Origin of the sequence: Longispora albida DSM 44784 (genome assembly GCF_000379825.1) — a bacterium.
GTDB classification, from domain to species: Bacteria; Actinomycetota; Actinomycetes; order Mycobacteriales; family Micromonosporaceae; genus Longispora; species Longispora albida.
Map to the genome: position 1 here is coordinate 65,877 of NZ_KB903838.1, position 14,599 is coordinate 80,475.

General features: G+C 71.5%; 10 protein-coding genes. All 10 read left to right on the forward strand.

Going from position 1 to position 14,599, the window contains the following annotated elements; all coding sequences use genetic code 11:
• Positions 1-57: 57 nt before the first annotated feature.
• The 10 genes from A3G1_RS0130285 to A3G1_RS39215 are packed head-to-tail and all read left to right on the forward strand — an operon-like array spanning position 58 to position 14,562.
• Positions 58-513, forward strand: coding sequence for a phage tail protein (locus A3G1_RS0130285; RefSeq protein WP_018353260.1), 456 nt, complete (start codon positions 58-60; stop codon positions 511-513).
• A complete protein-coding gene (locus A3G1_RS39205; RefSeq protein ID WP_018353261.1) occupies positions 510-2,501 on the forward strand; it encodes a phage tail sheath family protein in 1,992 nt (663 codons plus the stop codon). Before A3G1_RS0130285 ends, A3G1_RS39205 begins: the two co-directional genes overlap by 4 nt.
• Positions 2,498-2,989: a phage tail protein gene (locus A3G1_RS0130295; protein WP_018353262.1), complete on the forward strand. Its 492-nt coding sequence runs from the start codon at positions 2,498-2,500 to the stop codon at positions 2,987-2,989. The genes A3G1_RS39205 and A3G1_RS0130295 overlap by 4 nt, the downstream gene beginning before the upstream one ends.
• Positions 2,986-4,374 carry a CIS tube protein gene (locus A3G1_RS0130300; protein ID WP_026212676.1) on the forward strand — a complete coding sequence of 463 codons (1,389 nt, stop codon included), beginning with the start codon at positions 2,986-2,988 and terminating at the stop codon, positions 4,372-4,374. The genes A3G1_RS0130295 and A3G1_RS0130300 overlap by 4 nt, the downstream gene beginning before the upstream one ends.
• A 35-nt stretch (positions 4,375-4,409) precedes the next feature.
• Entirely contained in the window at positions 4,410-4,622 is a 213-nt protein-coding gene (locus A3G1_RS0130305; protein WP_018353263.1) for a hypothetical protein, read from the forward strand.
• Entirely contained in the window at positions 4,615-5,703 is a 1,089-nt protein-coding gene (locus A3G1_RS0130310; protein WP_018353264.1) for a phage late control D family protein, read from the forward strand. Before A3G1_RS0130305 ends, A3G1_RS0130310 begins: the two co-directional genes overlap by 8 nt.
• Positions 5,703-6,359 carry a phage baseplate assembly protein V gene (locus tag A3G1_RS0130315; RefSeq protein WP_018353265.1) on the forward strand — a complete coding sequence of 219 codons (657 nt, stop codon included), beginning with the start codon at positions 5,703-5,705 and terminating at the stop codon, positions 6,357-6,359. The genes A3G1_RS0130310 and A3G1_RS0130315 overlap by 1 nt, the downstream gene beginning before the upstream one ends.
• Positions 6,356-7,930: a hypothetical protein gene (locus A3G1_RS0130320; protein ID WP_018353266.1), complete on the forward strand. Its 1,575-nt coding sequence runs from the start codon at positions 6,356-6,358 to the stop codon at positions 7,928-7,930. The genes A3G1_RS0130315 and A3G1_RS0130320 overlap by 4 nt, the downstream gene beginning before the upstream one ends.
• Positions 7,927-11,565 carry an eCIS core domain-containing protein gene (locus tag A3G1_RS41550; RefSeq protein WP_211216412.1) on the forward strand — a complete coding sequence of 1,213 codons (3,639 nt, stop codon included), beginning with the start codon at positions 7,927-7,929 and terminating at the stop codon, positions 11,563-11,565. Before A3G1_RS0130320 ends, A3G1_RS41550 begins: the two co-directional genes overlap by 4 nt.
• Before the next feature lie 9 nt (positions 11,566-11,574).
• Positions 11,575-14,562, forward strand: a complete 2,988-nt coding sequence (locus A3G1_RS39215; protein WP_018353268.1) for an eCIS core domain-containing protein — start codon at positions 11,575-11,577, stop codon at positions 14,560-14,562.
• The last annotated feature ends 37 nt before the right edge of the window (positions 14,563-14,599 follow it).

A 14,599-nucleotide genomic window follows, 5' to 3' on the forward strand; every position in this document is an offset into this window, starting at 1 on the left:
CATGTCGCTATAGCGACATGAGGGGTCCCACGATCACCGGAACACTGGAGGCGTGCGATGGCTGTCCGTGACAACCCGTACGGTGCGTTCAACTTCATGGTCAAGCTCGGCGACGCCGGCGGGGAGGACCAGATCGTCGCCGGGTTCTCCGACGTGAGCGGGCTGGGCAGCGAGGTGAAGTTCTCCGAGTACCGCAACGGCAACGACAAGGAGAACCACGTCCGCAAGATCCCGAACATCAACTCCACGGACGAGGTGACGCTGAAACGCGGCCTGATCGGCGACCTGCGGCTGTTCACCTGGCTCAAGGCGACCCGTGAGGGGCTGTACTCCCCGCAGACCGTCACCATCACCCTCCTCGACGAGGCCCGCGCGCCGGTCTGCCGGTGGGTGCTGCTGGCGGCCCAGCCGAAGAAGTGGATGGGGCCGACCCTGGCGGGCAAGGGCGGCGGGGAGGTCGCGATGGAGGAGCTGCACCTCGTCGCCGAGCGGATCGACTTCCAGAGCGCATGAGCGTCACCGGCCTGAGCCTCGGCGCGCCCGGGGTGTACCGGTCCCCGGCAGCAGCCGGGCCCTCGCTCCAGCCCGTCCGGCTGGACGTGGCCGGGTTCTGCGGGGTGGCGCTGCGCGGGCCGGTGAACGTGCCGGTGGCCGTGACGAGCTGGTCGGACTACCAGCGGATCTTCGGCGGGTACGAGCGGCCGGGCGGCGGGCCGGACCGCATGCTCCCGTACGCCGTCCGTGCCTTCTTCGCGCAGGGCGGGACGCGGGCGGTGATCGTCCGGGTCGCGGCGGCCGGGGACGGGGCCGGTGCGGTCGCCAGGTACCGGGCCGGCGCGCTGGAACTGGTCGCCGCCGACGAGGGCTCGTGGGGGAACGGGCTCGCGATCCGCTTCTCGTACGAGGTGACGACGACATGGCGGGCAGCCGTGCCGGAGCCTGGCATGCTCCGCCCGCCCGCAGGGGCCGAGGTGCCGGTGGGCACGCTGCTGCGGCTGCGCGGGGCTGGCCTGGCTGCCGTGGGGGAGTACCGCTGGGTGACGGGCACCAGCCGTGATCTCCGGGGTCACCTGCTGCTCGGGCTCGACGCCGAGGTCGAAGCCTCCGAAGTGGACGGTGAGGTGATCGGCGGGGTGCTTGACCTGACCGATCCCGACCCGGCTTTCACCCGCCGCGAACGGATCAGCGGCCTCGGACTCCGCCCCGGGCATCCCCGGCACCCGGCCGCTGTGCTGGCCACGGAGTCCGCGCTGGTCCGGACGGCTCCCGGCTGGCTCGGCACCCTCGAACCGGACGGGCCGGTACTCCGGCAGGCCGCTGGGGAACTCGTGCACGCCGGGTCCGACCGGTGGCACCAGATCACCGTGGACAGTTTCTTCGACGAGGACCCGGCCGGGGCCGACGTCCTCGACGAGCGCAAGCATCTGGGCGTGGACCTGCTGGGCCGGGACCAGGAGATCGGGCTGCTGTGCGTGCCGGACCTGTTCTGGTCGTGGCGGGGCGCGACCGGGGAGCCGGTTTCCGAGGTGGTGGCGGACGTGCCGCGCGACCGGTGCACGGAACACCTGACAGCGCCGGCGTTCGGCTCGTGCTGCCACCCCCGGACCAGAGTGACCATTGTGGACGGCTGCGTGAGCCCGTGTCCTGAGCCGGCCCGCGCCGTGCCCTACGCGCCCGCCCAGGTACCGCCGGCACTGCTCGACTCCAGGGACCCGGAACAGCTCGGCGAGATGACCGAGCGGCAGGCGCGCCTGGTGGCGGTGGCCGAGCTGCGGCGCAGGTTCGTCGTGCTGCTGGACGTGCCGCCCGGGCTGCCGGCCGCCGGGATCAGCCGGTGGCGGGCCAGGTTCACGAGCAGCTACGCCGCCGCGTACCACCCGTGGCTGCGGGTCAGCCGCTCCGGGACGGCGCAGAACGAGGCGCTAGCCGTGCCGCCGTCCATCTTCGCGGTCGGCATCATCGCGGCCAGGGAACGCCGGCTGGGACTGCCGTGGGGGCCGGCGGGCGAGCTGGCGGCCGGGGCGGTCGCCGGTACCGACCGGATCACCGACGCCGTCCACGACCAGCTCCACCTGCACGGCGTCAACGTCTTCCGCGAGGAACGCGACGGCTTCCGCCTGACCGCCGCAAGAACCCTGGCAGCCGACCCCGCCTACCAGCAGCTCAGCGTCCGCCGCCTGATGACGATGCTCGCGCTCACCCTGGAACGCCAGTGCCAGTGGCTCGTCTTCGAACCGAACACTGCGGGGCTGCGGGCCCAGCTTTCCGACACGATCACCGCGCTGCTGCGCGCACTGGGCCGGGCCGGGGCGTTCGCCGGGCGCACCGAGGCCGACTCGTTCTTCGTCCACTGCGACGACCGGCTGAACACGCCGCCGTCCCTCGGGCAGGGCAGGCTGATCGCCGAGGTGGGCGTGGCCCCGGCCAGCCCGCTGGAGTACCTGGTCCTGCGGATCAGCCAGGACACCGACGGCCGGGTACACGTGGAGGCCGCGCCGTGACCGAGCCGCTGCTGGTCCAGTCGTTCCGCTTCGCGGTGAGCCTGCACCGCAGCGGGTACGGCGAGGACGCCGCGCTGTTCGGCACGGGCGGGTTCGCCGAGTGCAGCGGGCTGATGCTGGACGCCGACGTGAAGGAGTACCTGGAAGGGGGTTTCAACGACGGGGTGGTCCGCCGCGTCGGGCGGGTGAAACTGCAGCCCCTGGTGCTCAAACGCGGCATGATCTATCCGGGAGATGGCGGCTACGCCGACAACAACTTCTGGGCGTGGCTGACGAGGATGGTCCGTGGCGAGCTGCCGATCGTGCGCTGCGACGGGCACATCCGGGTCAGCGATCCGGCCAACGTGGACGTCGTCGCGCACTGGGCCTTCGTGCGCGGCCTGCCGATGAAGGTCAGCGGGCCCACGCTCAACGCGAAGACCGGTGAGATCGCGATGGAGGAACTGCACATCGCCCACGAGGGCCTGACCCTGGAGGCCTCGCCGTGACCCAGCTGACCAAGGCCGTCCTGTACCGGCTCAAGGACGGCAAACCCGCGGGCAAGGGCAAGCCGCTGCCGGTGAAGACCGAGGGCTCGCCGATCACCGTGCAGTTCAACCCCAGCTCGCTGAAGATCCAGCGGAACAACAACATCGACCAGGGCGGCGCGACGGCGCGGACGCAGCGCCGCCAGAACCCGTCGCAGCAGTCCGCGACCCTGACGATGGACCTGGAGTTCGACACGGCGGAAGGCGACGGGAACGGCCAGCCGCTCGACGTCAGGGAACGGACGAAGGAGATCCGCCAGTTCGTCGAGCCCGACCGGTCCAAGCCGGCCCAGCCGCCGCCCCGCGTGCAGTTCCTCTGGGGAACGTTCAACTTCGCTGGCATCGTCACCCAGCTCACCGAGGACATCGACTACTTCGACCTCGACGGCAGGGCACTGCGCGCCAAGCTCAGCATCACCATCACCGAGCAGAACCTGAAGTTCGAGGCGCTGGAGCAGGGGGCCGGCGCGCGCACGGACACCGAGGCGACCGAACCCGGCGGGCGGCCGGGCAGGGGCGGGCCGGGCAGCAGCGGCACGCCCAACCCGGTACAGGCGGCGCTGGCCAGGGAAGGTGAGAGCATCCAGCAGCTGCTGAGCAGGCTCGACGAGGACCCTGCTGGCTGGCGTTCGGCCATGAACGGCCTCACCAGCCCGCTCGGCCTGGCCGCCGGAGCCCAGGTCCAGCTCGGCGCGAGCGTCTCGGCCTCGGCGGGAATCGGCGTCTCGGCGGGCTTCGCGGCCGGAGCAGGGTTCTCGGCCGGCGCAGGCTTGTCGGCCGGAGCCGGATTCAGCGCGGGAGCGGGATTCTCTGCTGGAGCTGGCTTCTCTGCCGGGGCAGGGTTCGCGGCCGGGGCTTCCGCAGGTGCGGGATTCAGCGCGAGCGCGGGTGCAGGTGCAGGTGCGGGTTTCGGAGGCCGGGCCGTCGTGTCCGGCGAGGCGGGCTTCACCGCCGGGGCCGTTGTCACCGGCAGCGCGTCGGCCGGATTCTCCGCAGGTGCTGGCGGCGGGGTGTCCGCTGTGGCCTCGGCCGGTTTCGCTCTCTCGGCGGGCGGTGGGCTGTCAGCCAGCCGGGATCACTATGTCGCTGCGCACGTCTCGGCGGTCACTGCGGCGGCAAGAGCTTCTTTCTCTGTACCCGCTGCCTCGTTCACGGTCTCCGCCGGCACTCCCGATCCGCGCGCCGTCAGCTACGGCCGCGACATCCCGCTCGTGCACCGGGCCGACGTCGTGACGGCTGGCGGCGCGGTGGCCGGCGGCCGGATCGTGATCGGCGCCCGGGCCAGGACCGCCGAGGCCCCGCCCTCGCGTGTCCCGGGTACCGCGCCCTGGCGGTTCACGCCGTGACGCAGGAGTGACAGACCGGCACGAACCATGCAGGTATGGGCGTACACGTTGGCGAGCTGCACACCGAGGTCCTGCCGGCGAACGTGCAGGGCCAGGCGGCTCCGGCTCCGGGTGCCGCCGGTTCGCCCGGTGCGGCCCAGCCGGGCGGTAAGGAACCGTCCTGGGTGACCGAGCGCCGCTGGCTGGACGCGCGGCGCAGGGCCGAGTGCCTGGCGAGCCGGGTACGCGCTGAGGGTTTCGATGACTGAGCCCGGGCTGTCCGCGGTCTCCCCGGTGTTCACTGTGGACGGTGAGGTCGCGCCGGAGCTGGCCAGGGACTGCCTGCGCCTCGACGTGGACGAGGACATCGCCGGGCTGCGGACGCTGCGCGTGCACCTCGCGGCCAGCGGGGCCGGAGCGCCGGGCCCGCCGGCGAAGATGCTGCACCTGGACGGGAGCCGGATCGACTTCGGCAAGCCGGTCAAGGTGAGCCTGGGTGCCGACGCCGGCGGCCAGCGGATCGTCTTCGACGGCGTGATCTCCGGGATCGAGGCCGTGTTCGCCGACGGCGAGCCGGCGCAGGTCATCGTCATGGCTGAGGACGCGCTGATGCGGCTGCGGATGACCCGGCGGATGCGGACGTACACGAAGGTGACGGACGCCGAGCTGGCCGACGCCATCGCCCGCGAGCACGGGCTGAGCGCGGAGGTCGCGGTGGACGGTCCCCGGTACGACTTCGTGCAGCAGCTCAACCAGAGCGACCTCGCGTTCCTGCGGGAGCGGGCCCGGCTGGTGCAGGCCGAGCTGTGGTGCGCGGGCCGGACGCTGCACTTCACGTCCCGGCCGCGCAGGCAGGGCACGACGCTCACCCTCGTCCAGGGCAACCAGCTGCTGTCCGCGCGGCTGTGCGCCGACCTGGCCGGGCAGCGCAGCTCGGTCGTCATCAGCGGGTACGACGCCACCGCGAAGGGCGTCATCAACGAGCTGGCCGGGCCGGACGTGGTGGAGGCGGAGACCAGCGGCGGGCGGACCGGGCCGCGCGTCGTCGAGCGCGCGCTGGGGGTGTCGGCGTCCTACCGGGTACGGGAGGTGGCGCTGACGGCCGAGGAGGCCCGGTCGTGGGCGAGGGCGGAGATGCTGCGTCGTGGCCGGCGGTTCGTGACGTGCTCCGGCGTCACCCGGGGCACGCCGGACCTGATGGTCGGCAGCAGGCTCCGGCTCGATCAGGTCGGCGCGCCCTTCGACGGGCCCGGCTACTACGTGACCCGCGTCCGGCACACCTTCGACCACACCTCCGGGCTGCGTACCGACTTCGACGCGGAACGGCCGACAGTGAACGAGGCGGGCTGATGCACACTCTCCCCGACGGATCGGCGCCCGGCTACTTCGGCGTCTACCCGGCGCTCGTGACGACCATCGCCGACCCGGAGTACCAGGGCAAGGTGGAGGTCAGCTTCCCCTGGCTCGGCACGGACGGCAACCGGGAGGTGCGGGCCTGGGCGACGCTGTGCAGCCCGTACGCGGACAACAACCAGGGCTTCCAGGTCGTGCCGGAGGTCGGGAGCCAGGTCGTCGTGGCCTTCGAAGCCGGGAACCTGCGCCGCCCGTACATCATCGGGTGTGCCTGGAACGGCAAGGCCAAGGAGGCGGCGGAGCACCAGAAACCCAACAACATCCGGGTCTGGCGGTCGCGGGCGGACAGCAGGCTGGAGTTCGACGACGGGCCGGCGCCGAAGGTCTCGGTGACCATGAAGTCCGGGCACAGGGTCGTCATGGACGACGGCGCGCAGGAGATCCTGGTCGAGCACGCCAGCGGCGCGCAGGTGAAGCTGACCGTGAGCACCGTCGAGGTCAAGTCCAACATGGTGGTGAAGGTCAACGCGATCCTGGTCAACGTCGACGCGCCCATCTCCACCTTCAACGGCAACGTGATCTGCAAGACGCTGATGGCCGAGGCGTTCGTCATCTCACCCGCCTACACCCCCGGGCTCGGGAACCTGCTGTGACCGGCGGCGGGCACGGCTACCAGTTCCGGGCACCCTGGTACGCCAGGGAATCAGCCGGGCTCGGGCTCAACGACCCGCGTGCCTTCGCCCCAGCGATCCAGATGTACGACAGGCCGGAGTTCGTGACCCGGCTCGCCGCCGACCCCAGCAACCACCTCAAGTTCACGCCGGAGGACCGCTGGTCGTATCCGGTGCCGGTGGCCTTCCCCGCTCCCGGTACCGGCCGGGAACGCTTCGCGACCAGCAGGCTCGTGACCACGGGACTCCGCAAGCTCTTCCAGCCCAACCACGACCGGTTCTACGCGGTCGTCTCCGAGCTGTTCTGTGACGAGCCCGGCCTGCCGCGCGCCGGAGCGCACCGGGACCTGACCGTGCGGTTCGTGCTCCGCCGGCAGCGCTTCGCGTACGAGGGCACGAAGTCCCAGGCGTGGCGGCTGGCCAAGGACCTGATGCTCGACCTGTACGACCGCCAGTACAAGGGCAAGGGAACCGTGTCGGCGAAGGGAACCAACGTCGGCGACCTGGACGACCTGTGGTGGGCGGACCCGGCAGAACGCGAGCGCTTCGAGGCCACACACGGCGACCTGATCGGCCAGCTCGGCGCGCGGACGGTGGTCCAGCGGTGGCTGGTGGACCCGGCCACCGGTACCGGCCGCTGGGCCGACCCGGGCGACACCCGCCCGGGTGAGTCCGAACAGGACTATCCGATGTGGAGGCTGCCGGGCCGCGACGGCGTGTGCGGGGCGGCCAACACGCGGGCGCTGTGGTTCGGCCTCATCCCGACTTTCTCGTCCGAGCACTGGGCCGACCCGGCCTCGCCCGGCAGGCGGCCCGTGCCCAAGCTCGACGAGAAGGCCATCTACCAGATCCACTGCCGCGTCGTCGAGGACCGGGGCGACTGCCCGGCGCGCGTCTCCGAGAGCGAGCCCACCGAACCCTTCCGCCTCGCGGCCCCCTACGACCCGGACGGCACCAAGAACCGGGCCGCGACCATCACAGCCCCCGACCTGCGCACCCTGGCCGCCAGGGCCGGCAAGCCGCCCGGTCCCGGCGGGCTGGCGATCAGCACCCCGCCCGGCTCCGGGCTGAGCTTCAACCCGTTCGGCGGCGTGCCCAAGCCGGGCTCCGGCTCGCTCGGCGGCGGCGGGATCTGCACCTTCGCCTTCGAGCTGTTCTTCATCGTCTCGCTGTTCCTGTTCCTGATGTTCCTGCCGATCGTCGTCTTCGCGTTCCAGCTGTGGTGGATGCTGGCCCTGCGGTTCTGCTTCCCCCGGCTGACCATCCAGATCCAGGCCCTCGCCACGTTCTTCGCCGCCGCGCACGTGGACGTCGTGGCCGACGCCCAGGCAGACCTCCAGGTCCGGGTCGCGCTCAACGACGTCTTCGGGATCACCGTGCCGCCCGGCTCGGCCGATCCCGGGATCGCCGCCAGCCTCCAGGCCAGCCCGGCCTTCCCCCACGACCTGCTCCAGGACCTCGCTTCGGTCACAGACCCTTCCGGTGTACCCGAACCAGCGCCGCCCCCCGCCGAGCCGTCCCGGCCCGACCCGCTGTGCGGGGCCGGGCCGTGAGAACCCCGGCGCGGCAGCCAGTGCCGGAGCCGGGTACCGGGCCGGCCCAGGAAGCGCCGCGCCGCCAGCCAGGTACCGAGGCCAGCCTGTGGCCGAAGCTGGCCGTCAGCCAGCCAGCGGACCGGTCCGAACGCGAGGCCGACGCCTTCGCCGCCCAGGCCACGGGAGACACCTGCAACGGCTGCGACGCCGGCCAGCCCTGCTCGGACTGCTCAGGCCCGAAGGTCCACCGCTCGGCCGCAGGGCCAGGCCCGCCCCTGGCCACCAAGCTGGCCCTCGGCGGCGGCGAGCCCCTGGCCAGCGCCGACCGCGAGCACTTCGAACCCCAGCTCGGCACGGACCTCGGCAACGTCCGGGTCCACACCGGCCCCCAGGCCGCCGACGCCACCACGCGCGTCGCCGCGCACGCGTTCACGGCGGGCTCCGACATCGCCTTCGCGCCCGGCAAGTACCAGCCGGAAACCAAGGAGGGCCGCAAACTCCTCGCCCACGAGCTCACCCACGTCGTCCAGACCGGCGGCCAGTTCACCGGCGACATCCACCGCCAGCCTGCCGGGAGCGGGCTGCTGGCCGAGGCGAAACCGCCGGACGAGGCGACGATGCGGGCCTACATCACTGGCGAGGCTCCGCTCACCGATGAGCAGCGGATGTTCGATCAGCTGGCGAAACACAAGACGCCGATGTTCCCCGGCAGTGCCCAGTTTCCCGAGCCAGGCGGCTTCCGCAGTGCTGACCTGCGGCCCAAGGCCCCACCGGGCGCGGTGTGCCCCGGCAGCTGCCACCAGACCCCCCAGGAACTCTGGGAGGCCCAGCAAAGGCGGAACGCGGAGGCCGCTGCCGAACGCGAGCGCAAGGAACGGCACCAGCGCTGGGAGGCGTCACACCGGAAAGAGCACGGTGCCTTCCTCGGCCGCAGCACCACGCTCGCCGACGACATCGCCGCGATGAAGGCGGCCATGCCGCAGTACCGGCTGGCGGTGCTCCGGGCGGCCATCGCGCAGCCGCCGTCGAGAATCGTTCTCCCGCCATCCACGTTCACCCCGCTCGTCCAGGCCGGACGGCCGGCGATGTCCTGGGAGATGCCCCGCCCTCCCGTCACAGCGGCCCTGGCCGACGCCTGGGTGAACGCCTACCAGGAAACCGTGGTCCTGGAGGCCCTGGTCGCGGCCGGCGCGCTGACCCCGGAAGGTACGGCACCCGCGCGGGCGGCGCTGTCAGCGTTCTATGGCGAGCTGCTGCCGCTGGCGGAGGCTGTCGACACGCAGGAACGGGCCAGGCAGCGGGAGAGCGAGCAGATGAGCGCCGCACTGACGCCGCCCAGGAAGCCGTGCCCGAACTGCCACAGCCCGGCCCCGCTCCAGTTCCCGGTGTACGTGGCCGGCCCGCCCTCCGGGCCGTGGCTGCGTGATCTGCAAACCAGGGGCCTGGAGGCTGCCACCGGCGGGCAGTGGGCGGAGGCGCTCCGGTCCTTCGGGTCGGCGACCACCACGATGGACACCATCGTGCTCAGCTACCTGCCCGGCAACGACCCCGCCGTCCAGGCCTTCACGTACGCGGCCGGGCTGCTGGAACGGCAGCTGGAGATGCAGCGCAAGTTCCCGGACGCCCAGCGTGTGCGAGCGGTGTTCTATCCCAAGGACAAGTTCGTCACCAGCCAGGACGACAGCGGCCAGTCCGTCGAGGTGGCCAACGGCATCCCGTGGTACTTCTACCTCACCCACACGCCTTCCCAGAACGAGCTCCACTACCCGGAAGGTTTCGAGTGGGTACTGCGGGACATCACGTCACCAGGCAGGCCACAGGTCTCCTACGGGCTGTCCGACCAGGAGAAGTTCACCCGCAGCTACGCCCAGCTCGGCGTGTCGCATCCGCCGCCAGCCCTGTTCGCCAGGCTGAACAACAAGCTCATCTTTCCCGAGGGCATGCTGTACTGGACGAACCCAGACGACTCAGAGGGTGAGCTGCGGACCGACGAGCCCCGTTCCCTCGGCGACTGGCTCGGCTACATCGGGCTCGGCATCGCTGGCCTGGCGATCATCCTGGCCACCGCAGGGCTGGCGACTCCCGGCGTGCTGGCCGGGCTCGGTGTCGCGGCGGCCGGCTTCAGCATCGGGAGTACTCTCGCCGACCTCCAGGAGAAGTCCGAGCTGGGTATCCGCAAGCCGGAGGACACAGCGAAGGCCCTGCTGTTCATCGCCGCCGACGTCGCGTCGATCCTGTCACTCGGGCTGGGAAAGATCGCCTCGAAGGCGGCGGAGGCCGCGCTGATGGCCGGCCGGGTGACCAGGATGACGATCGTGATCGAGCGGGCCGCCGTGCTGGCGGAGGGGCTGACGAAGGTGCTCAACACCGCAGTCATGATCACCGTTTCCCATGACTTCATCCGGCAGTACCAGGCGATCATGAGCAGCGGGCTGTCCCCGGAGGAACGCAGGGCCGCCCTGCAGCGGCTGGCCATGAGCGGCCTGCTGCTGGGCACGGTGGTTCTCGCGGGCGCGGCGAGCGGGCGGGCCAAGCCAGGCGAGCCCCCGCCGGGCGCGGGCAAGGGGCCCGGTGCCCAGCCGGCGGGCAAGGGCCAGGTCCACGCCGAGCCAACGGTCACCATCAAGCTCGACGCGGAGGCGGCCCAGGCCGCGAGACCGCCACGCGACACGGGATTCCTTGAGCGCACCGGCAAGTCCGAGACGCTCTCACCCGGCGACGCCGCCCGTGAGCTGCAACTCGCGAAGGAGACGCCGGCCCAGAAGGCCAGCGGGGAGCCCGGGTTCGCCGCCGAGCACTCGCTCGCCGGAAGCACCGGGGGGAAGAACACGCACACCTGGCGGCAGAAGGCTGACAAGTCCGGCGGCTGGTGCCGGTTCACGAAGAAGAAGTGCTACTCGCCAGAGGAACTCCGGATCGGAGCGGGCAGCCAGGCCGAGCGGGTCACCGCGGCGAACCTGGCCGATGTCGCGGCCGTGCGCGCCTCCCTGCGGCAGCGGCCAGCCTCCGTGCGGAAACCCGCCGACCACCTCGACTGGGCGGACTACGTCTTCTACGCCGAACGCAGGCTGCGGATGATCGAGGACGCGCTGAAGGGCACCGGCAAGGTGCCGGACCCGCCCCGGACCTTCGAGTCGTTCCGGACCGCGCACCCGATGCAGCCCCAGCCGGACATCGTCCGGCTGGAGATCCAGGGCGCCAGGTTCGAGGCCAAGACCCGCAAGGTCTTCGAGGACGCGCTCGGCCCCGAGCGCGCCAAGGCCGTCTACGGCCAGGTGTGGATGAGCGAGTCGGCTGCCCGGCCGCTGAACCCGGCGGAGAAGTGGCTGACGCGCGCGGACTTCTTCTACGTCAGCTCGACCGGGCTGGGGGCGACCGCTTTCACCAACAAGAGCCGGAGCGTGTTCCACGGCAGCACGGTTGACCAGGCCGAGGCGCTGGTGCGCAAGGACCTCGACGAGGCCGTGACGAAGTACAGCGGCCACCGGGTGATCCGCAAGACGGGGGAGATCCACGACATCAACCAGGTGTACCTCGTCTACGAGGCCGCGCTGGTCCCGCAGAACATGCGGCCGGTCATCCAGAAGGCTGTGAAGAAGTTCGAGGGGCAGTACAAGAACACGAGCCTGTCCTTCGACGTGATCTTCCTCTGAGGCGGTCCGATGCGCCGTCTCCGTACCCTCGCCCGTTCCCCGGCTCCCGGTCGTCCCGAGCCGGAGAAGGAGGACGAGAAGCAGCCGGTGCGCCGGGCTGTCGCGGCGGCGGGGATCTGGCCGAAGCTCGCGGTGAGCCAGCCTGACGATCCGCTGGAGCGGGAGGCCGACGCTGTCGCCGACCGGGTGACCGGACAGTCCACAGGGGACTGTTGTGCCGGGTGCGCGGCGGGGAAGGGCTGCTCGGGTGAGCCGAAGGTGCACCGGGCGGCGGCCGGGCCCGCTCAGGGGCTGCTGCCGGTGAATCTGGCGCTGGGTACGGGGCAGCCGCTCGACCAGCCGGCCCGTGACTTCTTCGAGCCGAGGCTGGGCCGGGATCTGGGGGCCGTGCGCGTCCACACCGGCCCGGACGCGGCGAGTGCCGCCGGGCAGGTCGCGGCGAAGGCGTTCACGAGTGGCACGGACATCGCGTTCGGGGCCGGCATGTACTCGCCCGGTACCGAGCACGGCCGCCGGCTGATCGCGCACGAGCTCGCGCACGTCGTCCAGGGCACCGGCGACGTGATCCACCGCAAGCCGATGGACCCGGCGAACACGCATACCTGGGACTGGTACGACTCGGAGGAGCACCGCAAGAAGTACGACTATCTCGGCACGCTCAACGCGGCGCCGGGCGCGGCCCAGGCGGCAGCCGCGAGCTTCGAGAACCAGGCCCCGCCCGCGACGGACGAGGAACGGGCCGCGTTCGAGAAACGGGCACTGACCCTGGTCCGGCTGACAGCGCTGAGCCAGGTCGGCGAGCACCGCAGGGCGCTGGAGGCCCGGAAGGCCGACTTCCTGGCGATGGTCAGCGCCGCGCAGGCCGGACCGGAAGCCGAGAGCAAGGCCGGCGGCACCAGTACCACATCGAAAGATCTCGCCGCGGCGGTCCGGGCCGCAGCGAAGGCCGCGACCGAACTGGGTGAGCTGAAGAAGACGCTGACCGGCCTGCGTGACACCGCGCGCCGGGCTGTCCGGGTGAACGGCGGCCCTGACACGCTCCCGGCGGAGATGCAGACGCTCTGGGACTCCGCGCAGCCGCACTCCGCGCCGGATGTGCTGCCCCGGGTCCTGATGGCCAGGCACCAGATGACGGCACCCGGCCTGAGCTGGGGTTCGAAGAAGGTCGTGCTGATGGACCTCGGCCGCGACCTCGGCAAGCTCCGCGAGCGCCAGATCGGCGGTACCGACGCGGCACTCGGCCTGGTGTACCGGGACTTCCCGTTCCTGGCCGAGCTGAAGGCATCGTGGATCCTGACCGGCAAGAGCCACGCCGGGACGGCCGCGACGGCAGGCAAGGGCCTGGCGGCCTCGGCGATCACCCTGCCCGTGCTGGCTCCGGTCGCCGGCTACCTGCTGCACTACGCGTACAAGGCCGACGTGATGCCTGGCGAGCAGGCGCTGTTCGCCGCCGTGACGTCCTCCTTCGACAAGCTGCTCGGCAACACCGACGAGGCGATCCTGAAGATCGGGTCGGGCAGCATCCACCCGCTCGACCTGCCCGGTGCCGTGGCGGCCACCCGTGGCCGGATGCCCGCCGCGCTCAAGGCGGCTTTCGACCAGCTGAGCAAGGACCGGGAGGTCGCCAAGTTCGCGGTGGAGATGGTGATGGCGCTCGGCATCGCCGTCCTGACGGGGCTGACGGGCGGGCTGGCCGGGCTCGGGTTCGCAGCAGCCGCCGCAGCGACCGGGGCTGTGGCGGCGGGTGCTGGTGCCGTGCAGGTCGGTGAGCAGTTCAAGTCCATGATGGACAGGCAGGTCCTGTCCTCTGCGGCGGCGAACCCGGAGAAGACGCTGCTGGGCGTGGGCGCGCCGGGCATGTTCGAGTGGACCATGCTCGGGATCGCCGCTGTGCTGACGGCTGTCGACCTCGCAACGGTCGCCCGCCAGCTCGGCGGCCTCCGCCCGGCGTTCCACGAGCCGCCGAAGCTGCCCGCGACGGCGCGGCCCGGTGAGCCCGTGCCACCCAAGGCCCCGGCTCCGGCTGCGGCTGTGGAGGCCGCCGAGGCGCGGGTACTCCAGGCGGGCAAGGGGCCGGTCGCGCCCACCGCGCAGCAGGTCGACGCGGAGCTGGCGATCGTGCAGCGCTCGCAGACGGCGAAGTCCACCGTGCCCGGCTACGACGTGGAGGTGCGGCTGCCCAACGAGCACGTGTGGCGGCGCGGCCCGAACGGCAGCTGGTGCCGCTTCTCCAACGGCCGGATCTGCGTGCCGGGCATGCCGGGCAAGTCGGCGGCCGAGGCGATCAAGAGCCCGGCCGACATCGCCAAGTACCTCGACCCGCACATGCCGGACATCACGAAGCCGCCTCCCGGGCTGACCACGGCCGACGACCTGCTGATGTGGGAGCGGTACAACCTGTACTACCGCGAGCGGGTGGTCAGCATCCGCGACGACCTGGCGGCGACGGGCCGCACGAGCCGCGACTTCCCGCGCGACTTCGAGAACTTCCGCTCGACGTTCGACAAGAAGCTGTGGGCCGCGCGGGAGGGCAAGCTGGTCCAGGGTGTGACGGCCGGCGTGCTCAGCGACATCGCCGCCGAGTCGGGCGCGGTGCTCCAGAACGTTGGCGTGAGCCGGATCCCGAATCCCGGGGTCGGCCAGGTGCACTATCTCGACCACTTCCTGCCCCGGACCAACGTCCGCGCCACCGGCGTCTCCGGCAAGAACTACGACTTCACCGGTAAGACGACCCGGGCGCAGCTGGAGCCGGTCGTGCAGCGCGACATCGACGAGGCCATGCTCAAGTACCACGGCAAGGTGTACTTCCGCCGGCCAGGCTACGAGCTGTCCGGCCAGCCGATCATCGTCGACGAGATCGTGATCAACTATTCGAGCCTGGGCCTGACGGCGGCCCAGAAGCAGGAGCTGGTGGCGATCGGCAAGGACTACGCGGCGTTCAAGGGCGCCGACGTGAAGATCGGCTTCTTCGACTACACGAAACCGGCGGTGCCGTAAGAGGCCAGAACGGTGCGGTGACGCGGCTGGGGGAGTG